23 protein-coding genes are annotated in these 23,949 nt (G+C 70.8%); 13 read left to right on the forward strand and 10 right to left on the reverse strand.

What is annotated here, in order from left to right:
- Positions 1-193: 193 nt before the first annotated feature.
- Positions 194-808, reverse strand: a complete 615-nt coding sequence (locus tag ABR571_RS17795; protein ID WP_409454548.1) for a Type 1 glutamine amidotransferase-like domain-containing protein — start codon at positions 806-808, stop codon at positions 194-196.
- 176 nt (positions 809-984) lie between these two features.
- Here ABR571_RS17795 and ABR571_RS17800 point away from each other — a divergent pair, with 176 nt between their 5' ends.
- Positions 985-1,446 (forward strand): hypothetical protein, encoded by a 462-nt coding sequence (locus tag ABR571_RS17800; protein WP_409454549.1) that lies wholly within the window; start codon positions 985-987, stop codon positions 1,444-1,446.
- Positions 1,447-1,519: 73 nt separating this feature from the next.
- Here ABR571_RS17800 and ABR571_RS17805 read toward each other — a convergent pair whose 3' ends face one another.
- The gene (locus tag ABR571_RS17805) at positions 1,520-2,062 is read right to left on the reverse strand and encodes a GtrA family protein (RefSeq protein ID WP_409454550.1); all 543 of its coding nucleotides are present in this window, start codon (positions 2,060-2,062) and stop codon (positions 1,520-1,522) included.
- Positions 2,063-2,084: 22 nt separating this feature from the next.
- Here ABR571_RS17805 and ABR571_RS17810 point away from each other — a divergent pair, with 22 nt between their 5' ends.
- The 5 genes from ABR571_RS17810 (at position 2,085) to ABR571_RS17830 (ending at position 8,262) form a co-directional block, all read left to right on the forward strand.
- Positions 2,085-3,242, forward strand: coding sequence for a 5-(carboxyamino)imidazole ribonucleotide synthase (locus tag ABR571_RS17810; protein ID WP_409454551.1), 1,158 nt, complete (start codon positions 2,085-2,087; stop codon positions 3,240-3,242).
- Positions 3,239-3,733, forward strand: coding sequence for a 5-(carboxyamino)imidazole ribonucleotide mutase (gene purE, locus ABR571_RS17815; RefSeq protein WP_409454552.1), 495 nt, complete (start codon positions 3,239-3,241; stop codon positions 3,731-3,733). Before ABR571_RS17810 ends, purE begins: the two co-directional genes overlap by 4 nt.
- Positions 3,734-3,784: 51 nt before the next feature.
- Positions 3,785-4,648 (forward strand): hypothetical protein, encoded by an 864-nt coding sequence (locus tag ABR571_RS17820; protein WP_409454553.1) that lies wholly within the window; start codon positions 3,785-3,787, stop codon positions 4,646-4,648.
- A gap of 68 nt (positions 4,649-4,716) precedes the next feature.
- Positions 4,717-7,341, forward strand: a complete 2,625-nt coding sequence (locus ABR571_RS17825) for an ATP-binding cassette domain-containing protein (RefSeq protein WP_409454554.1) — start codon at positions 4,717-4,719, stop codon at positions 7,339-7,341.
- 12 nt (positions 7,342-7,353) lie between these two features.
- Entirely contained in the window at positions 7,354-8,262 is a 909-nt protein-coding gene (locus ABR571_RS17830; RefSeq protein ID WP_409454555.1) for an ABC transporter permease, read from the forward strand.
- Here the strand turns inward: ABR571_RS17830 and ABR571_RS17835 are convergent.
- Entirely contained in the window at positions 8,252-8,803 is a 552-nt protein-coding gene (locus tag ABR571_RS17835) for a CGNR zinc finger domain-containing protein (protein ID WP_409454556.1), read from the reverse strand. The genes ABR571_RS17830 and ABR571_RS17835 overlap by 11 nt on opposite strands.
- A 69-nt stretch (positions 8,804-8,872) precedes the next feature.
- Here ABR571_RS17835 and ABR571_RS17840 point away from each other — a divergent pair, with 69 nt between their 5' ends.
- The 3 genes from ABR571_RS17840 to ABR571_RS17850 all read left to right on the forward strand — a co-directional run bounded on the left by ABR571_RS17840 (position 8,873) and on the right by ABR571_RS17850 (position 13,281).
- Positions 8,873-9,811, forward strand: coding sequence for an EamA family transporter (locus ABR571_RS17840; RefSeq protein ID WP_409454557.1), 939 nt, complete (start codon positions 8,873-8,875; stop codon positions 9,809-9,811).
- A 9-nt stretch (positions 9,812-9,820) separates the two neighbouring features.
- Positions 9,821-10,417: an acVLRF1 family peptidyl-tRNA hydrolase gene (locus ABR571_RS17845; protein WP_409454558.1), complete on the forward strand. Its 597-nt coding sequence runs from the start codon at positions 9,821-9,823 to the stop codon at positions 10,415-10,417.
- Between the two features lie 128 nt (positions 10,418-10,545).
- Positions 10,546-13,281, forward strand: a complete 2,736-nt coding sequence (locus ABR571_RS17850; protein WP_409454559.1) for a CDP-glycerol glycerophosphotransferase family protein — start codon at positions 10,546-10,548, stop codon at positions 13,279-13,281.
- On the opposite strand, the gene ABR571_RS17855 is transcribed toward ABR571_RS17850, so the two are convergent.
- On the reverse strand, positions 13,257-14,315 hold the full coding sequence (locus ABR571_RS17855) for a glycosyltransferase family 2 protein (RefSeq protein ID WP_409454560.1): 1,059 nt from the start codon (positions 14,313-14,315) through the stop codon (positions 13,257-13,259). The two genes, ABR571_RS17850 and ABR571_RS17855, sit on opposite strands and share 25 nt — an antisense overlap.
- Positions 14,316-14,388: 73 nt before the next feature.
- Here ABR571_RS17855 and pgi point away from each other — a divergent pair, with 73 nt between their 5' ends.
- Positions 14,389-16,050 (forward strand): glucose-6-phosphate isomerase, encoded by a 1,662-nt coding sequence (gene pgi, locus ABR571_RS17860; protein WP_409454561.1) that lies wholly within the window; start codon positions 14,389-14,391, stop codon positions 16,048-16,050.
- 1 nt (position 16,051) lies between these two features.
- Positions 16,052-17,071, forward strand: coding sequence for a phosphogluconate dehydrogenase (NAD(+)-dependent, decarboxylating) (gene gnd / locus ABR571_RS17865; RefSeq protein WP_409454562.1), 1,020 nt, complete (start codon positions 16,052-16,054; stop codon positions 17,069-17,071).
- Positions 17,072-17,083: 12 nt separating this feature from the next.
- Here the strand turns inward: gnd and ABR571_RS17870 are convergent, their stop codons facing one another.
- The 3 genes from ABR571_RS17870 to ABR571_RS17880 form a co-directional block, all read right to left on the reverse strand.
- Entirely contained in the window at positions 17,084-18,664 is a 1,581-nt protein-coding gene (locus ABR571_RS17870; RefSeq protein WP_409454563.1) for a serine/threonine-protein kinase, read from the reverse strand.
- Between the two features lie 84 nt (positions 18,665-18,748).
- Complete coding sequence (locus ABR571_RS17875; RefSeq protein ID WP_409454564.1) at positions 18,749-19,609, reverse strand: LLM class flavin-dependent oxidoreductase; 861 nt, start codon at positions 19,607-19,609, stop codon at positions 18,749-18,751.
- Positions 19,594-20,202, reverse strand: coding sequence for a YczE/YyaS/YitT family protein (locus ABR571_RS17880; protein ID WP_409454565.1), 609 nt, complete (start codon positions 20,200-20,202; stop codon positions 19,594-19,596). The genes ABR571_RS17875 and ABR571_RS17880 overlap by 16 nt, the downstream gene beginning before the upstream one ends.
- A gap of 54 nt (positions 20,203-20,256) precedes the next feature.
- On the opposite strand from ABR571_RS17880, the gene ABR571_RS17885 reads away from it, so the two are divergent.
- A complete protein-coding gene (locus ABR571_RS17885; protein ID WP_409454566.1) occupies positions 20,257-20,718 on the forward strand; it encodes a MarR family winged helix-turn-helix transcriptional regulator in 462 nt (153 codons plus the stop codon).
- Between the two features lie 27 nt (positions 20,719-20,745).
- Here the strand turns inward: ABR571_RS17885 and gndA are convergent, their stop codons facing one another.
- Complete coding sequence (gene gndA, locus ABR571_RS17890) at positions 20,746-22,188, reverse strand: NADP-dependent phosphogluconate dehydrogenase (protein ID WP_409454567.1); 1,443 nt, start codon at positions 22,186-22,188, stop codon at positions 20,746-20,748.
- A gap of 84 nt (positions 22,189-22,272) precedes the next feature.
- Positions 22,273-22,770 carry a hypothetical protein gene (locus ABR571_RS17895; RefSeq protein ID WP_409454568.1) on the reverse strand — a complete coding sequence of 166 codons (498 nt, stop codon included), beginning with the start codon at positions 22,768-22,770 and terminating at the stop codon, positions 22,273-22,275.
- Between the two features lie 67 nt (positions 22,771-22,837).
- On the opposite strand from ABR571_RS17895, the gene ABR571_RS17900 reads away from it, so the two are divergent.
- Positions 22,838-23,206, forward strand: coding sequence for an ArsC/Spx/MgsR family protein (locus ABR571_RS17900; RefSeq protein WP_409454569.1), 369 nt, complete (start codon positions 22,838-22,840; stop codon positions 23,204-23,206).
- Here the strand turns inward: ABR571_RS17900 and ABR571_RS17905 are convergent.
- Positions 23,187-23,949 (reverse strand): alpha/beta hydrolase (locus ABR571_RS17905; RefSeq protein ID WP_409454570.1); only part of this gene is annotated, 763 nt, incomplete at its 5' end. The genes ABR571_RS17900 and ABR571_RS17905 overlap by 20 nt on opposite strands.

Consider the following 23,949-nt stretch of genomic DNA (forward strand, 5'->3'; position numbering starts at 1 on the left):
GCCGCCCACGCCGCCACCTCATCCCCGCCCGGCGCCGCCGCCCAGTCCTCAGGCACCGCCTCGAACGCGACATCGTCAGCGACCAGCGGACCGTCCGGCGGCACCCAATCCACCCCGTCGATCAACACCTCGCTCATGCATTCGATACTAAAGACGGGGTCTGACAATTTCGATGATCAGCTGACATATCACGTCAGCCGATCGAAAGGGAACCGCCTGCGGTCACCGATTGAACCGACACTGCACCGCCGATGGATGTGACGACATGCGCCGCGCCGCGGCCGGTAACGATCGCCGCGCTGTCCTCAACGACGACCGCCGTGTCCTCGTCGATCGCCACTCCGGACGGGACGAGACCGGCCGCGACCGCGGCGCACATCCGGCCGAGCGTGTCCCACTGCGCGGCGTGGACCTCGACGGCGAAGGGCACCAGCCCGAGCCCGTCCGCCACAGTCACGTCGTCGAGATCCTCGGCGGCGTCGTCCGGGCACACCGACCGGCCGCCGAGCCGGTACCCGCCGACCACCGCCCGTTCGGCGGCAACCGCGGCACCGGCGGAGAAGCCGGCGTACGGGCGCCCCTCGGCAAGCCAGGACCGAACCGCAGCCCGCACCGGAGACAACGCGGTCCCGTAGGCCGGCGTCAAACCGCCGCAGACCAGCAGCGCGTCGGCTCCGTCCAGGGACGAGGGCGGCAACTGGGCCCCGACCGGAGCCAGTGCCGGGTGTGGTGGGCAGGCCGCCACCGCCGTGAGGACCGCAGCGAAGCGTGCGAAGTACTCGTTCCCGTCGCCCTCGTCGACGATCACGCATGCCACTGAGGGCGAGCGGACCCGCGACTGGAGGAACGGCCCTTACAGAACCGTCGCCGAGTCCGCGTCCCACCCACGGCCGATGAGCACCGTGGTCATACCCGAGCACGGTAGGGGGTGGACGGGACGGGGACAGGGGTACAAGCATGTGAGGACGAGCCCTGGAGGTACGTATGGACCCCGCCGTCTCCACCCGCACCGAACTCCAAGCGGTACGCGTCCGGCGCGCAGAGCTCCGCGAGAACATCGACGCGATGGAGCGAGCGCTGGCGTCTCCGGCGCGCGGACGTGCGGTCGTCTGGGGCGAAGCAGTCCATGCCAGCCTCGTCGTCGTCGCCGACGACTTCAGCGCTCACGTCGAGGTGACCGAAGGACCCGGCGGTCTGCATCAGGCGATCCTGTCCGGCGACCTGCGCCTGGCCAACGCGGTCGACGCGCTGACGGCCGAGCACGGCCAGATAGCGGAGGAGATCGCCGGCCTGGTTGCCGACAGCGCGCCGCCGGTCACGCCCGACGACGTGGCCGGACTGCGCGAGCGCGCCAACCGGCTGCTCGGCCACCTGATCCGCCATCGCCAGCAGGGCGCCGACCTCATCTATGAGGCGTTCGAGACCGACATCGGCGGAGGCGATTGAACGGCAGAGCGGAGCGGCGGAGGCGATTGAACAGCAGAGCGGCGGAGACGATTGAAGCGCTGCGAGACGCCGGCTACTCGGCGAGCTCCTCGTCCAGATCGATGTCGGGCGAGTGCACCCGGTCGGGGTGCAGGAAGACGAATCGCTTGTAGGCCCAGAAGCGGAACATCGTGCCGATGGCGATGGTGGCGATGTTGACGACGAAGACCATCGTGCTCGCGTGGCCGTAGCCCAAGCCGTAGACGAACAGCGCGATAACGAGTTCGGAGAAGATCAACGTGACCAGGTTGATCCCGAAGAAGAACGACGTCTCGCGCCCGATGCTGGTCCGGGCCCGGTGCGAGAACGACAGGTGCCGGTTGCCGAAGTAGGCGAACGTGGTCGACACCGCCGTCGACATCGCCTTCGCCTTGAGCGCGCCGTGCGGCGCGAGCCAGGTGAAGGTGCCGATGTCGATGACGAACGCCAGCGCGCCGATGACGCCGAATGCGGCCAGTTCCTTGAGCAGGATGCGCCACGAAGTACGGATGTACTCGCGCAGCTTGGCGTTCACCGGTCCCCATTCATAACCCGGCGGACAATACCGGTGCGGGTGACCGGCCACCGGTCCTGTCACAGCGCCACCTAGGCTCCTGCACATGGACGAACGGACCGGCCTGCCGATCGTGGGCATGGTCGGCGCCGGACAACTCGCCCGGATGACCCATCAGGCCGCGATCGCGCTCGGCCAGTCGCTGCGCATCCTGGCCGACTCGGCCCACGACGGCGCGGCGCTGATCGCACCCGACGTGGTGGTCGGCGACTACCGGGTGCTCGAGGACCTGCACACGTTCGCCCGTGGCTGTGACGTCCTGACCTTCGACCACGAGCACGTCCCCAACGAGCATATCGCCGCCCTGGCCGCAGAGGGTGTGGCCGTCCATCCCGGCGCCGCGGCCCTGCGCTTCGCCCAGGACAAGCAGGCGATGCGCGAACGGCTGACGGCGATGGGTGTGCCGTGCCCGCGCTGGGCGCCGATCACCGACGCGGCCGACCTCGAATCCTTCGCCGCCGAGGTCGGTTGGCCGGTGGTGCTGAAGGCGAGCACGGGCGGCTACGACGGCAAGGGCGTGTGGGTCGTCGGGTCAGCGGACGAAGCGCAGGAGGTCCTGGGCTCGGGTACCGAGCTGCTCGCCGAGGAGCGAGTGGCCATCGTCCGCGAACTCGCCGCCGACGTCGCCCGCTCGCCCTTCGGGCAAGGGGCGGCCTGGCCGGTCGTCGAGACGGTCCAGCGCGACGGTATCAACGTCGAGGTGATCGCACCCGCGCCCGACCTCGACGACGAGACAGCCGAATACGCGCAATCGCTGGCCCTGCGCATCGCCGCCGAACTCGGCGTCACGGGCGTCCTCGCCGTGGAGCTCTTCGAGACGGCCGAGGGGTTGTTGGTGAACGAGCTGGCGATGCGTCCGCACAACTCCGCGCACTGGACCATCGAGGGCGCGTGCACGTCCCAGTTCGAGCAGCACCTGCGGGCGGTGCTCGACTACCCGCTCGGCTCACCGGCGCCGATTGCACCGGTAGTGGTCATGGCGAACCTGCTGGGCGGCCCCGACGACGTCGTCCCCAAGGCACTCGACGAGCGGGTGCATCACCTCATGGCTCACTGGCCCGACGTGAAGATCCATCTGTACGGAAAGCAGTTCCGGCCCGGGCGCAAGGTCGGCCATGTCACCGCGCTCGGTGCCGACCTGGCGACTGTCCGCCGCCGCGCGACAGAGGCCGCCGATTACCTGATGAACGGAGACCGGACGTGACGCAGGTGGGCGTGATCATGGGCTCGGACTCGGACTACAGCGTGATGGGCGCGGCCGCCGAGGCGCTCGGCGAGTTCGACGTCGCCTACGAGGTCCGCGTCGTGTCGGCGCACCGCACCCCGCTCGGCATGGCCGAGTACGCCCAGCAGGCCGCGGGCCGCGGCCTGAAGGTGATCATCGCCGGCGCCGGGGGTGCGGCCCACCTGCCCGGCATGGTGGCGTCCCTGACGACCCTTCCGGTCATCGGCGTGCCGGTCCCGCTGTCGACGTTGGACGGAATGGACTCCCTGCTGTCGATCGTGCAGATGCCGGCCGGCGTGCCGGTGGCGACCGTGTCGATCGGCGGCGCCCGCAACGCCGGCCTGCTCGCCGTGCGCATCCTCGCCGCCGGTGATCCGGAGCTGGCCGGCCGGATGGCCGCCTTCCAGGACGACCTGGCCGCGACCGCCACGGCCAAGGACGCCGCTCTTCAGCAACGCCTCGCCGAGTAAGGCGGCGGCTCCCGAACTGACAGAGCGGCCCGGGATACCTAGGCTTCGACGATGAGGGTTTCCGCCCTTCCCGACCTGACGACGCGATCGGCCGTCGCGGCCGGGACGGCGGTGCTCGTCCTGCTCGTCACCGCCGTGACCGGGCTGATCACCGTCGGCGGGCCGGCCAGTGGCGCGTCGGGCGCGCGGGTGCCGGGCTATCCGCCCACCGCGCACGGGCTGGTGCTGCAACGCCTGACCGACGCCGGCTTCGACACCGCGGTGCGCGACGCCCGCGACCGGCGGCGGATCTACGTCATGGTGCCGCACGACGACGCCGCCACCGCCTGCAACGTCATCCAACCGGTGGTGACGGTGCTGGCGCAGACCCGCACCACGGTGCGGATCCGGGTCAGCGGGTACGAGTACCTGCCCGCCCCGAACAAGGACGGCTACGTCGGCTTCAGCTGCTACCTCGGGGGCAGCGTCGGTGTTGCGGTCCGCTTGTCGGCCGCGTTGGGCACCCGGGCGGTCGTCAGCGCTCCGCATCTCCTGCACAGCGGGGCCGACGCTGCCGCGGCGGTGATCGATCCGCGCGACTTCCCCCGGCCGCGTCACCTGCCGGCCGGGTACCGCGCGGAGTCGGCCCGTCCCATCGACGCGCTGCACGGCATTGTCGTCGCCGAGCGGCGCTATGCCCGGGGCAGCGCGACACTCGTCATCTCCTCCGGCTCGACCGCCGACCTCGACCCGACGCCGGGCCGACGCGGGACAGCAACCGTCGTGAACAAGCTCCGCGCGCGGGTCGTCACCGATTCCGGCGTTCGCTGCGTGTTGTGGCGACACCCGACGGGCAACGGCCGCGCCGTGTGTTCGTTCGCTGCCACGCCGCTGAGCGCCGCCGCGCTGGTGAGGATCGCGCGCACCCTGCGCTGACGGCGCGAACCTGAAGATCAGGGTCATCCCCGACGTCCCTGCCCACCGCGCGTCCGTAGGCTGACGAAATGATGTTCACCGCGATTCGTGAACGTCTGCGTTCCCGTCGGACCCAACTCGTGCTCGGGCTCGTCCTGCTCCTCGTCCTGGCCGGCACCATCATCGGAATCGCCACCGGGGGCAGCACCGTCACGGTCAGCTCCCGCTTCGTGGCGGGGACGCCGGAGCACGGCAAACCGGTCCGGCTCGACACGTCGCTGTACCTGCCGGAAACGACGCCCGCGCCGGCGGTGCTGTTGAGCCAGGGCTTCGGCGGCGACAAGCACTCGCTGGACTCCGAGGCGCGCAGCTTCGCCGAACACGGCTACATCGCGATGACCTACTCCGCGCGCGGGTTCGGGCAGTCGGGCGGACTCGTCCACTTCGCCGCGCCGGGCTACGAGGTGAGCGACGGGCGGCTGTTGATCGGTCAGCTCGCCGCGCGCACCGACGTGAAGCGCGTCGACGGCCGGCCGCAGATCGCGACGGCGGGCGGGTCGTACGGCGGCGCGCTGTCACTGCTCATCGCTGCCGCGGACACTCGCGTCGGTGCCGTGGCGGCCGACATCACCTGGAACGATCTTTCGCACGCGCTCTTCCCGAACTTCGCCGGCACCGCGCCGGGTGTCTTCAAGAGGCTGTGGGCCGGCCAGCTGTTCGCCAACGCATTCCCCGAACGTGGACGCCCCGGTGTCGCCGGTCTTTCGACGACGCCGCCCGGACAGGTCGGGCCGCTCGGCTGCGGCCGCTTCGCTGCGGATGTCTGCGCCGCCTACTTGGGATCCGCGTCAGCCGGAGCGCCGAACGCGGCGATGCGCCAGCTGATGCGCCAGGCGAGCCCGGCGACGGTGCTGGGGTCGATCACGGCGCCGACGCTGCTGACCCAGGGCGAGAACGACTCCCTGTTCCCGCTGAGCGAAGCGGACGCCAACGCCCGTGGCCTGGCCGCCCACCATGTTCCGGTTCGGGTGGTGTGGCGCCAGGGCGGCCACGACCTGGACGTCGGTGGGGGCACGGCCACCAGTGAGGCGATCAGCTGGGTGGGCGACGTGTTCGCCGGCTCGGTTCCCACCACGCAGCGCTTCCGGCTCAGCGAACAGGCGGGCGTCGTGTCCGCGGCCACCGGGGACGCCTCGGAACAGACGCTGCAGTCGCCGGGCTACCCCGGCATCGCCGGCCAACCCGGCCGGACGCGCACGGTCGAACTCGACGGCCCCCCGCAGCCGGTCTCGGCGCCGGCCGACGGTTCACCGGCGATCATCACGACCATTCCCGGCCTGGGCGGGATCTCGTCGCGCTTCGACCAGGCGCTGACCCTGGTGCCCTCGGCTCCAGGCCAGACCGCCACCTTCACCTCGGGGAAGGTCTCCGGCGGCCTGCTCATCGCCGGGCAGCCCAAGGTCCGCCTCGCGATCACCACTCAGACGACACGCGACGTCACGCTGTTCGCCGGGCTGCGCGACGTCGCCCCCGACGGCACGCAAACCCTGCCGTCCCAGCTCGTCGCGCCGCTGCGCCTCACCGGCATGCGTCCCGGCGTGCCCCGCGTCGTCACCGTGCGGTTGCCGTCGGTCGTTCGCAACGTGCAGTCCGGGCACCGCCTCGCGCTCACCGTCAGCACCACCGACTTCGCATACGCGGCCGCCCACAACGCCCGCAACTACACGATCGCGCTGGCCGGCCGCACCGGCGCGGTCACCGTCCCGATCGGGTCGGGCACCGCGATCGCGGCCGGCCACCCGATGGCCTGGCTGATCGTCGGTGCCCTGGTCTGCCTGCTGATCGGCGGCGCTGTCGCCTTCGTGATCATTCGCCGCCGCCTCGTCCTCAAGTCCGTGCCGGAGCTGGCCGCGGTCCCCGTCAGCATCAAGTCGCTCGTGAAGGAGTACGCCGGCGGCTACCGCGCGGTGGACGATGTCAGCTTCCAGGTCGAGCGCGGTCAGGTCCTCGGCCTGCTCGGGCCGAACGGCGCCGGCAAGACGACGGCGCTGCGGGTCCTCGTCGGCCTGATCACGCCGACCGCCGGAGAGGTGCACGTGTTCGGTGAGCCGGTGGTGCCCGGTGCGCCGGTGCTGGCCCGCGTCGGCGCATTCATCGAAGGCCCCGGCTTCCTGCCGCACCTGACCGGGCGGGAGAATTTGCGCCTGTACTGGGCGGCGACGGGCCGCCCGGAAGAGGACGCCGACTTCGCCACCGCGCTCGACATCGCCGGGCTCGGGCCGTCCATCGATCGGCGGGTGCGGACGTACAGCCACGGCATGAAGCAGCGCCTCGGCATCGCCCAGGCCATGCTCGGGCTGCCGGAGGTCCTCGTCCTCGACGAACCGACGAACGGCCTCGACCCGCCGCAGATCGCCGAGATGCGTGAGGTGCTGCAGGACTACGCCCGCACCGGGCGGACCGTGGTCGTGAGCAGCCACCTGCTCGCCGAGGTGGAGCAGACCTGCACGCACGTGGTCGTCATGCACAAGGGGCGGCTCGTCGCGGCCGGCTCGACCGTCGAGATCGCCGGAGCCGGCGGTGTCCAGCTGTCGGTCGCCGACCCGGCCGAGGCGACGCGCGTGCTGAAAGAGGCCGGCATCGAGGCCGAACTGGTCCCGGCCCGCCGTGCCCTCGAGGACGTCTTCCTCGACCTGATCGGAGCCGACGAGTGAGCGGGTTGTGCGATGACTGAACGGGAGCTGTCGAAAGTCGCGGCGACCCATCGGGGGATCCACGACCGGCTGGCCGAGCTCGATGCCGGGCGGGCGCCGGAGTTCAATCCCCGGCACACGCTGCGGCTGCGCGTCGAGTTCGCCCGCCAGATCAAGCGGCGCCGTACTCAGGTGGCGTTCGGCCTGCTGTTCGTGCTGCCGTTGATCATCGCGTTCGCGTTCAAGGTCGGCGGCGGCGCCGGCCGCGATGCACCGCAACTGGTCGGCCTGGCGAACTCCGGCGGCTTCAACTTCGCGCTGTTCACCGAGTTCGCGTCGGTCGGGTTCCTGCTCGTCGTGTTGGTGGCGCTGTTCTGCGGCGACACGGTGGCGAGCGAGGCGAGCTGGTCGTCGTTGCGCTACCTGCTGGCCCAACCCGTGCCGCGCTCGCGACTGCTGCGCCAGAAGCTCATCGTGGCCGGCGCGCTGAGTGCGGCGGCCAACGCCGTGCTGCCACTCTGGGCGTTCGTCGTCGGCGGGATGTTCTTCGGCTGGACGCCGGCCCGCAGCCCGATCGGCGGCTCCTTCGGCACCGGCCCGTCGTCGTGGCGGTTGCTGATCATCGTCGCCTACGTGTGCGGGCAACTGCTCGTCGTCGCCGCGCTCGCGTTCCTGCTCAGCGTCAGTGTGGACAATCCGCTGGGCGCGGTCGGCGGTGCCGTGATGCTCGTCGTGGTGTCGAACATCCTCGACCAGATCACCGCGCTCGACCCCTACCGCCACTATCTGCCGACGCACTTCAACTACGCGTGGGTCGACACGCTGAGTTCACCGATCAGGTGGGACGACATGATCCGCGGCACTGGTCTCGCGCTCGTCTACGCGGCGGTGTTCCTGGGCTACGCGTGGCTGCGCTTCGACCGCAAGGACATCACGTCGTAGGTGCTGCGCGTTGCCCGGCCCGCCGGGCGCGGTAGGCGGCGACGTTCGTCCGGTTGCCACAGCCGCTGTCGCAGAAGCGCCGCGATCGGTTCTTCGACAGGTCGACCAGTACGTCGTCGCAGTCGTCGGCCGCGCAGGTGCGCAACCGTTCCAGCTCGCCGCTGCGGATGACGTCGACGATGGCCATCGCCGCCTCCACGGCCATCCGGTCGGCGAGCGGCTGATCGGGCGACGTCGCGTGGATGTGGTAATCCCACTCGTCGTGCTTGCGCAGCTGGGGCAGCGCCCGGTACTCGCGCAGCAGCTCGTTCACGATTTCGACGGCGGCATCCTTGTCGACGTGCCAGATGCGGCGCAGCCGTGGCCTGAGGTCCTGGACCGCGGCGAGCTCGGCCGCGGTGTGCCTGCGGGAGCCGGTGTAGCCCCATTCGGCCACGAACGCGTCGAGGTCGGCGAGCGTCTCGAGGGCGCCGTCGTCCTCGGTGTTGACGAGAGCCGCGGCGGCCGCCAGTGCCACTTCCGTGTCATGAGCAAAAAGCATTTGACTCCTGTCACCTGCGCTCACTATCGTCATGAGCATACGACGTTTTACTCATTACCGGGAGGCGAAATGCGCGGGGCGAGTGTCGGGCTCGGCCTGGCGGTGCTGTCGGCAACGACCTTCGGCACGTCCGGCAGCTTCGCCGCGTCGCTGATGGCCGCCGGGTGGTCGCCGGGCTCGGCGGTGACCGTGCGCATCGGCCTCGCCGCCGTCGTCCTCACCGTTCCGGCGGTGCTGCAGTTGCGCGGCCGGTGGGGCCTGCTGCGCCGAGACCTGCCGGCCATCCTCGCCTACGGGTTGCTGGCCGTGGCAGGCGCTCAGCTGTTCTTCTTCAACGCCGTCGACCACCTGTCGGTCGGCGTCGCGCTGCTGCTCGAGTACTCCGGAACGCTGCTCGTGGTCGGCTGGGCGTGGCTGCGGCACGGGCATCGGCCGCGCCGGCTGACCGTCCTCGGGGCCGCGCTGGCCATCGCCGGGCTGGTGCTGGTGCTCGACCTGACCGGGTCCCAGCACGTCGACGGCGTCGGTGTGCTGTGGGGTCTCGGGGCCGCGACCGGCCTCGCCGCGTACTTCGTCCTGTCCTCGCGGGTCGACGGCGGCCTGCCGCCGATCGCCATGGCCTGGGCCGGCATGGTCGTTGGTGGAACGGTGCTGCTTCTCGCCGGCCTGACCGGCGTGATCGCGCTGCGCGCCTCGACCGCTGACGCCGACTTCAACGGTTCCCACACCTCATGGATCGTCCCGGTGCTCGGCCTCTCGCTCATCGCCGCGGTGGTCGCCTATGCCGCGGGGATCGGCGCGGCCCGGCGGCTCGGTGCCCGGCTGGCGTCGTTCATCGGACTGACCGAGGTTCTCGCCGCCGTGCTCTTCGCCTGGCTGCTGCTCGGCCAGCGGCCGAGTGTTCTGCAGGGCGTGGGCGGCGTCGTCGTGCTCGCCGGGATCGCGCTCGTGCGGGCCGACGAGCCCGAGCTCGCCGTCGAAACGGAAGCCGAACTCGAACCCGTCTAGGGTCGGCGCGTGCCCCAGCGTGAGGTCTCGGTCGGGGTCGACCGGCTCGAACGCTGGTTGGCGGGCTTCACAGAGCGCCATGGCGACACCCGCACGACGACGGCACCCGAGGTGGTCAGCCTCGTCGGGGCCGACGGCGCGCAAGCGTGGATCGACGTCCCTTTCCCGCCGCTCCGTGGCGACCTGATCGAGCACGCATTGCGCCCGCGCCGGATCGGCGTCCTCCTCGTGCGCCGCTCGGGTTACGCGGCCGGCGTCTTCGAGGGCGCCGACCTCGTCGCGTCCAAGGTCGGCTCCAGCTACGTGCAAGGCACGACGAAAGCCGGCGGCTGGTCGCAGCAGCGGTACGCGCGGCGGCGGGCGAACCAGGCCACCGCCGCCTTCGCCGACGCGGCGGACGCGGCCGTCCGGGTCCTCGGCGACCAGCACTTGGACGCCCTCGTCGCCGGCGGGGACCGCGAGGCGGTGAAGGCGGTGCTGGCCGACCGGCGCCTGGCCGGCCTGGAGCCGACCGGGCCCTGGCTCACCGTCAAGGACCCCAAGCTGCGGATCCTCGCCACGATGCCCGAGCAGTTCCGCGCCGTCCGGATCCGTCTCGACCCGTGAAGGCAATCCGGTCCCGACCAGTTCGGCCGAGGCCGGTCCACTGAGCTGCGACGGATCGAGGCTCGACGCCGTAACGGGTTTCCGTAGGCTGCACGGATGCTCCACGTCGCGTCCGCGGGCGCCCCCTGATGGCGAAATTCACCTTCGCCACCGGCAACGTGCGAGGGCTGCGGCGCATCCCGCTCTACCTCGTCGGTGCTGTCGCGACGCTGGTCGTGCCGAGGACGGACCGGATCTGGGTGTTCGGCTCGGGCATCGGTCCTGGTGAAGGGGCACTCCCGCTGTACCGGCTGGCCCGCGAGCGGCTGGGCGCCGACGTCCGCCTGGTCTGGCTGGCCACGACGCCCGAAGAGCTGGCCCGTGCCAGGGCCCTCGGCCTCGACAGCGAACTCAAACTCTCCGCCAGCGGCTTGTGGCTGACGATGCGCGCGCGGGTCCAGGTCGTGACCCACGGTCAGGGGGACGTGAACCGCTACGGCGCGCGCGGCGGCTTCCTCGTCCAGCTCTGGCACGGCATCCCGCTCAAACGGCTGCACCTGGACTCGCCGGCCGCGCTGACCGCGCCCTCGCGGCTCGGCCGGCTGCTGCTCGAGCGCGGGCACCGCACCGTCGGGCGGCAGGTCCGGATCTTCGCCGTCTCGTCCGAGCGGGTGGTCAGCCGGTTCGCGAGCGCCTTCGGCCTCACCCGGGAGCAGATCCTCGTCAGCGGCGACGCCCGCGACGACGTGCTTCTCCAAGGCGATCCGGAGGGAGGCCGCCGCAGCGCCCGGGAACTGCTCGAGTCGGCGGTCGGCCCGCTCGGCAACGGTCCCGTGGTCATGTACGCCCCCACCTGGCGCGAGGGGGACGCCGACCCGTCCCAGCCCGACGAGGCGACGTGGCGGCAGATCATCGACTGGCTCGACCGCGTCGACGGCACGCTTGTCGTCCGCAGCCACCCGCTCGGGGTCGGCGACTACGACGCGGGCCCCGCGCTCTCGCCCCGCGTCCGGCTGCTCGACAACACGCAGGTGACCGACGTCAACGTGGTGCTGCCCGCCGTCGACCACCTCGTCACCGACTACTCGTCGATGGCCTACGACTACTCGTTGACCGGCGGGACGATCGTCTTCCTGGCCGCCGACGTGACGACCTACCTCGAATCGCGCGGCCTGTACGAGCCGTATCACGAGTTCACCGGCGGCCGGCACGTCGCGACGTGGACGCACGCCCTGCAGCGCCTGGACGCCCTCGTCGCCGGCGACCCTGAGGCCACCGCCGCGGCCCGGGAGCACACCCGATGGTTGCGCGACGAGCACTTCGACCACCTCGACGGCCGGGCCGCCGAACGCGTGCTGGACGCGATCGTGGCGCGCACCAGTGGCGCCGTCGCCGCGGTCGAGCCGGCGCCGGTGTCGGGCCGACCGACCGTCACCCGCGTGACCGTCGAACCCGACCGGCTCGTCCTCGGCCTCGACGCGGGCGCCACTCCGATCGACGCGATCGGGCTGGACGGTCCCCGCGGCCGGGTCGACGGCACGCCGACCGCCGACGGTGCCGAGTTCCCGCTGCTGGTGACGCGATGGGGTCAGGCCGGGCTCGCGCTCCCGTCGGGCGACTACCGACTGACGCTCGGCGGCACGCTGCCGTCGACCCGGGTCGCCGTCTCCACTCCGGTGCTGCCCGCCATCACCCACCCGCTCTTCCGGGTCGAGGCGATGCCGGTCGACGGCGGTCTGGTCGTGCGCATCGGCCCACCGCTGGCCGACGACGAGCGCGGACCGGCCGCCCAGCGCGCCCTGCGCAACGCCCACCTCCGTCCCACGCGGCGGGAGAACGCCGTCTACTTCGAGTCGTTCTACGGGCGATCGGCCTCGGACAACCCGAGGGCCATCGCCGCCGTTCTCGCCCGCGAGCACCCCGAGGTGACGCAGTACTGGAGCGTGACCGACCGCTCCGTCGCCGTCCCGCCGGGCACCGTCCCCCTCGTCGAGTACAGCCGCGAGTGGTGGCGGGTGCGGGCCGCGGCCCGGTTGTACGTGATCAACGACTGGCTCCGCTGGACGTACCGCAAGCGGGGCGGGCAGAAGGTGTTGCAAACGTGGCACGGAACGATGCTCAAGCGGCTGGCCCGCGACCGGGACGTCAGCGCGCGGAGCCGGTTCGCCGCGCTGCGCCAGGGCTGGCGGTGGAGCGCGCTGCTCGCCCAGAATTCCTACAGCGCCGAGCGGTTCCGCACGTCCTACGCCTACCGCGGGCCGATCTGGGAGACCGGCTACCCGCGCAACGATGTGTTGACCGACACCGACCGCGCCGCCCGCGTCCGCGAGCTGGTCGGCATCGCCGAAGGCACGACCGTCGTCCTTTACGCCCCGACCTGGCGGGACAACCGCAACGACCTCATCGACGCCCTCGACCTCGCCGAGTTCGCCGGCCAGTTGCCCGACGACCACGTGCTGCTGGTCCGCGGCCACTCGCGCACGATCGAGGGCGGCGCCGACCTCAGCGCCGAGCGGCTGATCGACGTCACGACCTACCCCGACGTGGGGGAGCTGATGCTCGTCGCCGATGTCCTCGTCACCGATTACTCATCGGTCATGTTCGACTTCGTCGCGACCGACCGGCCGATGATCTTCTACACGCCGGACCTCGCGCACTACAGCGACGTGCTGCGCGGCTTCTACTTCGACTTCATCGCCGAGGCGCCGGGACCGATCGTGGAGACGGGCGCCGACCTGCTGGCCGCGCTGGTCGAGGCGGAGACGGCCGGGGAGAAGTACGCCGGGCGGCGAGCGTCGTGGCGCGAGCGGTTCACCCCGCACGACGACGGCGGCGCGGCCGAGCGTGTGGTGCAGCGGCTCTACGACGAGGGTTGGCTCGGCTGAACCGGCGCGATCCTCGACGCGTCGACGGTGTGTCGGCCCCCGCGAACCGCGCCGACCAGGAAGCCGGCTCCCCACACGTAGTGCATCGTCGCCAGGACCCAGCAGTAGCGGGCGCGGTCGGCGATCGAGCCCTTGTCCCCGACGGCCACCGCGGCGAGCAAGGCGACGTACGCGGCCGGTGCGGCGGCCGACAGCCCGGCCACGATGGCCAACCCTGGACCCCCGACGCCGGTGAGCGCGGCCGGCCCGGTCAGGACCGCGACCGCCGTGCCGGCGACAAGTGCAGGGGGAGCGAAGAACCGCAGCGAGTTGCGGCGATGCAGGCGGCGCACGAGCTCACCCCGCCAGATGCCGGTCGCCCAGAACTGGCGGACGAGCGCCGGCCAGTCGGCGCGCGGCCAATAGGTGACCTTGAGCTCAGGATCCAGCCACACCCGGTGCCCAGCCGCGCGCAGGCGGTAGTTGAGTTCCCAGTCCTCCCCGCGCCGCACCGACTCATCGAAGTAGCCGACGTCGGCCAGCGCATCGGCCCTCATCACCCCGAGGTAGGCCGACTCGGCTTCCCCGGCCGGCTCGTCGGACCGGTGGTACGCCGCGCCGCCGAGGCCGAGGCGGCTGTTGTACGCCCGGGCGATCGCGGCCTGCAGCCCCGGCCGACCGACGGCCATCATGATGCCGCCGACGTTGGCCGCGTGCTCCCGCTGCAGGGTGGCGACCGCTCGCTCCGTGTAACCCGGCGGCAGTTGCGTGTGAGCGTCGACCCGGACGATCACCGGGTATTGGGACGCGCGGATGGCCCGGTTGAGCCCGATCGGAATGTCGGTGCCCGGATTCTCGACGGTGTGGATGCGGGTGTCGTCGGCCTGCATCGCTGCCACGATCTCGTTCGTGCCGTCGGTGGACGGGCCCAGAGCGAGCACCACCTCGGCCGGCCCGGGATAGTCCTGCGCCAGCACGCTGGACACCGCCGCCTCGACGTACTCGGCCTCGTTGAGCACCGGTATCACGTAGGACACCCCGGGCCACTCGGTCACGGGAGCCACGCTAGCCGGGCGCGCTGCGACGGCGCCGTGCGGGCCGGGCCGCGACTCTGGTAGGCAGGACTGTATGGGCAACGACGGTCGACCGGAGCCACTCACCTCACGCCCGGCGTGGACCGCACTGGGCGAGCACCACGCCGACATCGCGAAGCGACACCTGCGCGATCTGTTCGCCGAGGACGGCGATCGCGGTACCCGGCTGGCCGCGCAGGCTTGCGGCATCTACCTCGATTACTCGAAGAACCGGGTCACCGACGAGACCGTGCAGCTGCTCCTCCAGTTGGCCGAGGAGTCGGGCCTGCGCGAGCGCATCGACGCGATGTTCGCCGGCGCGAAGATCAACGTCACTGAGGACCGCGCCGTCCTGCACGTGGCGCTGCGCGCGCCGCGCAACGAGCAGATCCACGTCGACGGCATCGACGTCGTCCCGGCCGTGCACGAAGTGCTCGGCCGGATGTCGGAGTTCGCGAAGAAGGTGCGCACCGGCCGCTGGCTCGGACACACCGGCCGGCCGATCCGCAACATCGTCAACATCGGCATCGGGGGTTCCGATCTGGGACCGGTGATGGCCTACGAGGCGCTGCGCCACTACAGCGAGCGCAACCTCACCTTCCGCTTCGTGTCCAACGTCGACGGGACGGATTTCGCCGAGGCGACGCGCGACCTCGACCCGGCCGAAACGCTGTTCATCGTGTCGTCCAAGACGTTCACGACGCTGGAGACGATGACCAATGCCACCGCTGCCCGCGAGTGGACGCTCGCCGCGCTGGGGGACAAGTCGGCGATCGCCAAGCACTTCGTCGCCGTGTCGACCAACGGCGAGGCGGTATCGGACTTCGGTATCGACGTGATGAACATGTTTGGCTTCTGGGACTGGGTCGGCGGCCGCTATTCGATGGACTCCGCCATCGGCCTGTCGACGATGATCGCCGTCGGACCGGACGCGTTCAGCGAGATGCTCGCGGGCTTCCACGAGATGGACGAGCACTTCCGCACCGCGCCCTTCGCCGAGAACCTGCCCGTCCTCCTCGGCCTGCTGACCGTCTGGTACGCCGATTTCTTCGACGCCCAGACGCAGGCTGTGCTGCCCTACGACCAGTACCTCAAGCGGTTCCCGGCCTACCTGCAGCAGCTGACGATGGAGTCCAACGGCAAGCACGTCACGCTCACCGGCGAGACCGTCGACTACCCCACGGGGCCGGTGTTCTGGGGCGAGCCGGGCACGAACGGCCAGCACAGCTTCTACCAGCTGATCCACCAGGGCACCGAGCTCATCCCGGCCGACTTCATCGGTTTCACCCACTCGCTCAACCCGCTGCCCGCCGGCGACGGCGCCACCCATCACGACCTGCTCACCGCCAACGTGTTCGCACAGGGCGAGGCGCTGGCCTTCGGCAAGACGGCCGACGAGGTCCGCGCCGAGGGCACCGAGGACTGGCTGGTCCCGCACCGGGTGTTCGAGGGCAACCGCCCGTCCAACACGATGCTGCTCGAACGGTTGACTCCCCACGCGCTGGGCACGCTGATCGCCCTGTACGAGCACAGTGTGTTCACCCAGGGGACGATCTGGTCGATCAACTCCTTCGACCAGTGGGGCGTCGAATTGGGCAAGGTGTTGGCGAAGAAGGTCGCCGGCGAGCTCGCGGCCGACGGCGAGCCCGAGTTCGGTCACGACAGCTCCACCAATGCACTCATCCGCCGCTACCGCGCCGCCCGCAAGGAGAGCTGACATGCAGTTGGGAATGATCGGGTTGGGTCGAATGGGGGCCAACATCGTCCGGCGCATCATGCGCGACGGGCACACCGCGGTCGCGTACGACACCAATCCCGACACCGTCGACCAGCTGGTTGGTGAAGGCGCGGTGGGGGCGAAGACCCTGGAGGAGTTCGTCCAGAAGCTGGAGAAGCCGCGGGTCGCCTGGGTGATGATCCCGGCCGGCATCACCGACAAGGTGGTGCAACAGGTCGCCGACCTGATGGACGACGGCGACATCATCATCAACGGCGGCAACTCGAACTACCGCGAGGACTACGACCGGGCGTTGGCGCTGAAGGAGAAGGGCGTGCGCTACCTCGACGTCGGTACGAGTGGTGGCGTGTGGGGCCTCGAGCGGGGCTACTGCCTGATGATCGGCGGTGAAGAGGAGGCCTTCGCGCACTGCGAGCCGCTGTTCGCCTCGATCGCGCCCGGCATCGGCGACATCGAACGCACCCCGGGTCGCGACGGCGATCCGGCGCCCGAGGAGCAGGGGTACCTGCGCTGCGGCCCGGCCGGTTCGGGGCACTTCGTCAAGATGGTCCACAACGGCATCGAGTACGGCATGATGGCCGCCTACGCCGAGGGCCTGAACGTGCTGGCCAAGGCCAACGCCGGTTCCAAGGAGCAGTCGCACTCCGCTGAGGAGACGCCGCTCGATCAGCCGCAGTACTTCCAGTACGACCTCGACCTACCGGCGGTCGCCGAGGTGTGGCGTCGCGGCTCGGTCATCGCGTCGTGGTTGCTCGATCTGACCGCCGGCGCGCTGCACGGCAACCCGCACCTGGACGGGATCGCCGGCCGGGTGTCCGATTCCGGCGAGGGCCGCTGGACGATCAAGGCGGCCATCGACGAAGGTGTGCCCGTGCCGGTGCTCTCGGCCTCGCTGTTCGCCCGCTTCTCCAGCCGCGGCGAAGCGGCGTACGCGGACAAGCTGCTGTCGGCCATGCGGCAGGCCTTCGGCGGTCACGTCGAGCTGCCCACGGGGGAGTAGCGCGCGGTCTCGTCAGCCGGTGCTGTCGATCTTCCAGGCGCCGCCCTGCTGGACGAGCGTGAAGGACGTCTGCTCGGAGATCACCCGTCCGGTCTTGTAGGTGTAGGTGATCAGGGCTTGCACAGTCGATGGACCCGTCGCGGTCACGTTGGTCGCGTTGACGGTGCGGATCTGGGCCCAGTAATTGTCGTAGCTCTGCCGGCCGCCGGCGCGACCGTTCTGGAATTTCGCGGTCAGCATCTTCCAGGCAGCGTCGGTGTTGTCAGGCAGCAACGAGTAGTAGTTCCGCACGGTAGAGGTCAGCTGTCCGGACGTCCCCTGCCCGCCTCCCGCACTCGACGACTGCTGGGAAGTGCTGGGTGGTGGGGACGACGACGCGTTCTCGGTCGACTTCGCGGCGGAGGACGTCGACCTGGTGGCCGGCCGCGACGACGGGGACTTCGCGACCGGGCTGTTCGAGTGGCTGCCGGCCGCCGAACCGCCGTGGCCGGAGTCGTTGCCGACCAGTTGCGTCAGGAGGATGGCGGCGAGAGCGAGGACGAGGACGATCGCCGCCACCGTCCACGCGGTCAGACCCCGTCGGCGCCGCTCCGCCGGCGGGGCGCCCGGACCGGCCACCAGGGGTGGTGCGGCCGCGCGGCTCACCTGCGCCGGCTCGGGGTCGACCGCGGGCAGGGTGACCGTCGTCGTCGGCGGCGCGACCGGAGGCGGTGGGGCCATGCGCTGCGTCGGGTCGATGCGATGCGTGGGATTGCCGGACGCGGGGTCGATCATGGCCGCGTGCACCGCGGCCAGCCGGGCGGCGGCCGCGTTCATCGTCGGCCGGGCCGCCGGGTCGACGGCCAGCATCTGCATCAGCACGTCGGTCAGCGGCCCGGTGCGCCGCGGCGGGATGATCTGGCCGGATGCGACGCGGTGCAGCATCGCCATCGGGTTCTCCTCGGTCCCGAACGGCGGGCTGCCCTCTATCGCGGCATAGAGCGTCGACCCCAGCGAGAAGACGTCCGAGGCCGGGCTGGACTCGACGCCGCGGGCGACCTCGGGCGCGAGGAACGCCGGCGTTCCGGTGACCATGCCGGTCGACGTGAGCGCGACGTCGTCGACGGCGTGCGAGATGCCGAAATCGGTGATCTTGGCCGAGCCCTCCTCGTCGATGAGCACGTTGGCCGGCTTGACGTCGCGGTGGACGATGCCGACCTGGTGCGCGGCGGCGAGCGCGCTGGCGACCTCGCCGCCGATGCGGGCGACATCGGCCGGAGCGAGCAACCCGCGGTCCTTGATCAGCTGCTGCAGGCTCTTCGACGGCAGGTACTGCATGATCAGGCACGGCTGGCCGTCGAAGTCGACCACGTCATAGACCGGTACCGCGTGCGGGTGGTGCAGGCGTGCGGTGATCCGCGCCTCGCGCATGACCCGATCGCGGGCGAGCTTGCCCTCGGCCGGGCTCAGGCCGGGCTGCGGATGCAACTGCTTCAGTGCGACCCGGCGCTGGAGACGGTCGTCCCATGCCTCCCACACGGTGCCCATGCCGCCGGCGGCGATCTGCTCGACCAGCCGGTAGCGCTCGGCTACGTGGACGTCGGGGCGCGACAAGACAGCTCACTTTCGGATCGGCTACTCGGGCGTAGTTCCCGGGTTACCTACCCAAGACGGCCCCCGGACTGTCCGGCGGCGCCCTCAGTCCCGTATGGCGGGCAGCACGTTCTCACCCAGGAGGCGGACCTGCCGCTCGAGGTCGTCGCCGGCCGGCATCAGGTTGAAGCCGCCGAAGCCGAGCTCGACGAACTCGCGGAGTCGCTCGACGATGTCGGCCGCCGGGCCGACGAGTACCCCGTCCATGGCTGGACCGTGCGGGTCGACGCGGACGGGCACGTTGTAGATCCCGCGCACGGCCTCGGGCGCCCGTCCGGCGGCGACGGCCGCGGTGGCGATCCGGTCGCGCAGTTCGGGAATCCGGGCCGGCGGCGCGTGTCCGTAGGAAGGGATCCAGCCGTCGGCCAGCCGTCCGGTCACCGCGAGGGCCCGGTTGCCGAAGGTGCCCAGCCAGATCGGTATGCGGCTCGACGGCCTGGGCGCCAGCGTCAGGTCCGCCACCGTGTGCACCGTGCCGGCGTAACTGAATCCGGCGCCCGTCCAGGCGCCGCGAATGATCTCGACGGCTTCGCCGAGGCCGACCACCTTCTCGCCAGGGGACAGGCCGCGCCCGCCCAGCGCACGGATCTCCGCGTCGGAGTAACCGGCGCCGAGGCCGAGAACGACCCGGCCGCCGGACAGCCGGTGAACCGACTCCGTCGACTTGGCCAGCACCGCGGGTCGGCGGAACGGCACGCCGAGGACGCGGGAGACCACGGTGATCCGAGTGGTCCGCGCTGCTATCCAGGTGAGCAGGGTCGGCGTCTCGTACGTCGGCTCCGCGCCGACCGGATGGTCGCTGGCCGAGACGAAGTCGAAGCCCAACGCCTCGGCGAGGGTCGCCTCACCGATCGGGTCGGCCGTCGTCGAGTTGGAGATGCCGAGGCCTATCAGGAGTTCGGGCATGGTTGCTTCCTTTTGTCGGAGTGGACGGCGAGCAGCGGGAGCATCGGGTGGACGAGCGGACCGATGCCCAGTGCGTAGATGACGGTGCCGATGCCGATCGAGCCGCCGAGGACGCCACCCACAGCGAGAGCGGCCACTTCGATGACCGTCCGCGCAGCCCGCACGGAGTGGCCGCGGGCCGCCAGGCCGGTCATCAGGCCGTCGCGCGGCCCCGGGCCGAACGCGGCGCCGATGTACAGCGCGGTGGACACGGCGTTGAGCAGGATGCCGCCCGCCAGCAGGGCGGTTCGAGTGGCCAGGTCCCCGGGCGAGCCGAACGCGTCCAGCGCGGCGTTGACCGTCAAGCCGACCACGACGAGGTTGCTGATCGTGCCGAACCCGGGTCGCTGCCGCAGCGGGATCCAGGCGAGCAGCACCAGGTCGCTGACACCAATGGTCACCCAGCCGAGCTGGACGCCGAGGTGCCGGGCGATGCCCTGGTGCAGCACGTCCCACGGCCCGAGCCCGAGGCCGGCCCGCACCATCAGTGCAAGGCTCAGGCCGAATCCGATCAGGCCGGCGAAGAGTCGGACCAGACGCGTGAATACTGACACGTCAGCAACATAGCACAGATGCTGATGTGTCAGCTACTCCGCTACGCTATCGGCATGGCTCCAACCCGATGGCTCGATCCGGAGCAGGAACGGGCTTGGCGGCGGTACCGCCGCATGCGCACGCTGCTCGACCTGCAGATCGCCCGCGACCTCAAGGCCGACTCCGGGCTGTCCGAGGCCGACTACGACATCCTGTCGACGCTGTCCGAGTCACCTGACGGTTCGTGGCGCGCCCGTGACCTGGCGGCGCGGCTGCTGTGGTCGACGAGCCGGTTGGCCCATCAGGTCGGGCGCATGGAGCAGCGCGGGCTCGTCGCGCGAACCGGGGTGGACGACGACGCCCGCGGCGCAGTCGTGGCTCTCACGCGCACCGGCCGGGCCACGCTGCAGGCGGCGGCGCCGCCACACGTCGAATCGGTCCGCCGCCACCTCGTCGACCTGTTGAGCCCGGCCGAGATCAAGGCCCTCGACCGGATCGCCGGAAAGGTGATCGATCACCTGGCCGCCGGCGCGTGAACCGGCCCGCCGACGAGGAGGACCTGGTCAGGCGTCGTGCTCGAGCTTGTCCCCGGCCCATTCGGTGTGGAAGGACCCGTCCTTGTCGACGCGCTTGTACGTGTGCGCGCCGAAGTTGTCCCGCAGTCCTTGGATCAGGGCCGCGGGCAGCCGGTCTCGGCGCAAGCCGTCGTAGTAGGCCAGCGATGACGAGAACGCCGGCGTCGGGATACCGGCCAGCGCCGCCTGCGAGACGACTCGGCGCCACGCCTCGACCCCGCCTCGCACGGCGTCGGCGAAGTACGGGTCCACGAGGAGTGAGGGCAGGCTCGCGTTGCCGTCGTACGCCTCGCGGATCCGGTTGAGGAAGCGGGCGCGGATGATGCAGCCGCCGCGCCAGATCGTGGCCATGGCGCCGCGATCGACGTTCCAGTCAAACTCGGCGCTGCCCGCGGCTATGTGGTCGAAGCCCTGCGCGTACGCGACGACCTTCGACGCGTACAGCGCCAGGCGGACGTCCTCGACAAACGCGTCGCGGTCGCCGATGTCCAACGGGTTGACGTCGGCGCCGAACGCCTCCCGCGCCGGTTCGCGCTGCTCGGCGTGCCCGGACAGCGCCCGCGCGAACGTCGCCTCCGCGATGCCGGTGATCGGCACACCGAGATCGAGTGCGCTCTGCACCGTCCAGCGACCGGTGCCCTTCTGCTCGGCCTGGTCGAGGATGATGTCGACGAATGGCTTGCCCGTCGCGGCGTCGGTCTGCGCGAGCACGGCCGCGGTGATCTCGATCAGGAACGATTCGAGGTCACCCTCGTTCCAGGTGCGGAACATGTCGGCGATCTCGCCCGGCGAGGCCCCGAGTCCCTGCCGCAACAGGTCGTACGCCTCGGCGATCAGCTGCATGTCGGCGTACTCGATGCCGTTGTGCACCATCTTGACGAAGTGCCCCGCGCCGTCGGGCCCGACGTGGACGCAGCACGGGCTGTCGTCCACCTGGGCGGCGATCGACTCGAAGATCGGCCCGAGCTTGTCGTAGGAGTGCTTGGAGCCGCCCGGCATGATCGACGGCCCGAGCAACGCGCCCTCTTCACCGCCGGACACGCCGCACCCGACGAAGTGGATGCCGTGCTCGCTCAGCGCCGATTCCCGCCGGCGGGTGTCGGCGAAGTGGGCGTTGCCACAGTCGACGATGATGTCGCCGTCGTCCAGCAGCGGGGAGAGCTCGTCGATCACGGCATCGGTCGGCTGCCCGGCCTTCACCATGATGATCACCGCCCGCGGCTTCTTCAGCGACGCCACGAAGTCGGCCAGCGACTCCGAGGCGACGAAGGTGCCCTCATCGCCGTGCTGTTCGACCAGCGACTGGGTTCGCGCGTAGGTGCGATTGTGCAGGGCGACCGTGTGCCCGTGGCGGGCGAGGTTACGCGCAAGATTGCGGCCCATGACCGCGAGTCCGGTGACGCCGATGTCGGCCGTCGCTTCGATGCTCATACCCTCACTCCGTTCGGGCAGGCGGAGACGCACACCGATTGATTCGCTCCGCAAGCGTCGCTCATCGGTCCAAACTAGTGCTGGTCACTGCCGCTTGAAGAAGCGGTTGCTCCGGCCGGAGGCCAGAAGCACCACCACGGCCACGTCGATCACGGCCACCACGATCCCCAGGGCCCGGCTCAGCGGCGGGTCGGGCTGGCCCAAGCTGATCAACGCACCCAGGATGCCGAGACCGGCGATCACGAACGTGACGATGCGGGCCCAGTTGGCGCCCTTGCGTATCTGGAAAGCGAGGAACACGTAGAACACCAGGATCACGATGCCGATGGCCGCCCCGACGCCCAGCGCCGCGTTGACCGTCGAGTCGCTGGCATTCGGCGTGCGCTTCAGGATGCGCTTCTTCAGATCGTCCTTCGTCGCGAACAACACGATCAGCGAGATGACGCCGATCGCGCTGCGCAGCAGCATCAGGCGTACGGCGTTGACCACGGTCGACGGTGCCGGGCCGGCTTGGGGCATGCTCCAGCCTTCGGGCGGCTGCGGGGCGGGCGGCAGTTCGCCGCCGCCGAACGGCTGGCTCATCGAGGAAGTTCTCCAGTGACCACGTCTGGACCGTACCCGCGGCGCTGAAGCGCGGGAAACTTGCCGAATGGAAATCTGGCTCAACCCGGCCTGTTCGAAATGCCGCGCCGCCGTCACTCAATTGGACGAGGCCGGTGCCCGATACACCGTGCGCCGCTACCTCGACGACCCGCCCGACGCCGGCGAGATCGCCGCCGTACTCAGCCGGCTGCGCCTCGAGCCGTGGGACATCACACGCACCGGCGAGGCGCTGGCCACGGAGCTCGACCTCGCCTCGTGGCCGCGGGACGCCGCGTCGAAGGCCAAGTGGATCGAGCTGCTGGCCCGGCACCCGGCGCTGTTGCAGCGGCCCATCATCACCGCCGAGGACGGAACGGCGGTCGTCGGTCGCAGCCCCGAGGCGGTGGCGGACGTGATCAGCCGAGAAGGTCCTTGAACGTCGCGATGACCCATGCCGTCGCCTCGGCGACGGCCGGGCTCATCTGTTCCAGGCCATAGAAGCCGTGGATGAGACCGGGGAAGCAGCGGTGCTCCACCCGGACCCCCGCCTTCTCGAGCGCCGCGGCGTAGGCGTCGCCCTCGTCGCGCAGTGGGTCGTACTCGGCCGTGACCAGCACGGCCGGGGGCAGGCCGTCGAGCGACGGGGCGTACAACGGCGACAGGCGCGGATCGGAGGCGAACTCGACATCGCGCGGGTCGGACGCGCGGTGCCCGGTGTACTGCTCGGCGAACCAGTGCATGTCGTTGAGGGTGAGGAAGTAGCCTTCGGCGTTCTCGGTGCGCGACGGGTAGTCGTCGGTGAGGAAGTCGACGTTCGGGTAGACGAGGAGCTGGGCCGCCAGCTCGACCCCGTCGGCGTGCAGAACCTGTGCGGTGACGGCCGCGAGGTTGCCGCCGGCGCTGTCCCCGCCGACAGCGACGCGGCTCGCGTCACCGCCGTACTCGTCGATGTGCGCGACGACCCAGCGGGCGGCCGCCTCGGCGTCGTCGGCGGCGGCCGGGAACCGGTGCTCGGGAGCGAGCCGGTAGTCGACGCTGACCACGACGGCACCGACGTCGCGGCACAGCTGACGGCACACGCCCTCGTGTGTGTCCAGATCGCCGATGACGAACCCGCCGCCGTGGAAGAACACGACGGTCGGGACCGGCCCGTCCACGTCCGGGCGGTAGATGCGGACC

The organism is Jatrophihabitans sp. (assembly GCF_046262535.1).
In the GTDB taxonomy this organism is placed as follows: Bacteria; Actinomycetota; Actinomycetes; order Mycobacteriales; family Jatrophihabitantaceae; genus Jatrophihabitans.

Bases quoted from the DNA above. Each gene is read 5' to 3' on its own strand.
- pgi (WP_409454561.1), top strand. From the start codon at position 14,389: ATGGGCAACGACGGTCGACCGGAGCCACTCACCTCACGCCCGGCGTGG.
- ABR571_RS17895 (WP_409454568.1), bottom strand. From the start codon at position 22,770: ATGAGCCAGCCGTTCGGCGGCGGCGAACTGCCGCCCGCCCCGCAGCCG.
- gnd (WP_409454562.1), top strand. From the start codon at position 16,052: ATGCAGTTGGGAATGATCGGGTTGGGTCGAATGGGGGCCAACATCGTC.
- ABR571_RS17830 (WP_409454555.1), top strand. From the start codon at position 7,354: ATGACTGAACGGGAGCTGTCGAAAGTCGCGGCGACCCATCGGGGGATC.
- ABR571_RS17840 (WP_409454557.1), top strand. From the start codon at position 8,873: ATGCGCGGGGCGAGTGTCGGGCTCGGCCTGGCGGTGCTGTCGGCAACG.
- gndA (WP_409454567.1), bottom strand. From the start codon at position 22,188: ATGAGCATCGAAGCGACGGCCGACATCGGCGTCACCGGACTCGCGGTC.
- ABR571_RS17885 (WP_409454566.1), top strand. From the start codon at position 20,257: ATGGCTCCAACCCGATGGCTCGATCCGGAGCAGGAACGGGCTTGGCGG.
- ABR571_RS17820 (WP_409454553.1), top strand. From the start codon at position 3,785: ATGAGGGTTTCCGCCCTTCCCGACCTGACGACGCGATCGGCCGTCGCG.
- ABR571_RS17875 (WP_409454564.1), bottom strand. From the start codon at position 19,609: ATGCCCGAACTCCTGATAGGCCTCGGCATCTCCAACTCGACGACGGCC.
- ABR571_RS17825 (WP_409454554.1), top strand. From the start codon at position 4,717: ATGATGTTCACCGCGATTCGTGAACGTCTGCGTTCCCGTCGGACCCAA.
- ABR571_RS17900 (WP_409454569.1), top strand. From the start codon at position 22,838: ATGGAAATCTGGCTCAACCCGGCCTGTTCGAAATGCCGCGCCGCCGTC.
- ABR571_RS17800 (WP_409454549.1), top strand. From the start codon at position 985: ATGGACCCCGCCGTCTCCACCCGCACCGAACTCCAAGCGGTACGCGTC.
- ABR571_RS17835 (WP_409454556.1), bottom strand. From the start codon at position 8,803: ATGCTTTTTGCTCATGACACGGAAGTGGCACTGGCGGCCGCCGCGGCT.
- ABR571_RS17810 (WP_409454551.1), top strand. From the start codon at position 2,085: ATGGACGAACGGACCGGCCTGCCGATCGTGGGCATGGTCGGCGCCGGA.
- ABR571_RS17850 (WP_409454559.1), top strand. From the start codon at position 10,546: ATGGCGAAATTCACCTTCGCCACCGGCAACGTGCGAGGGCTGCGGCGC.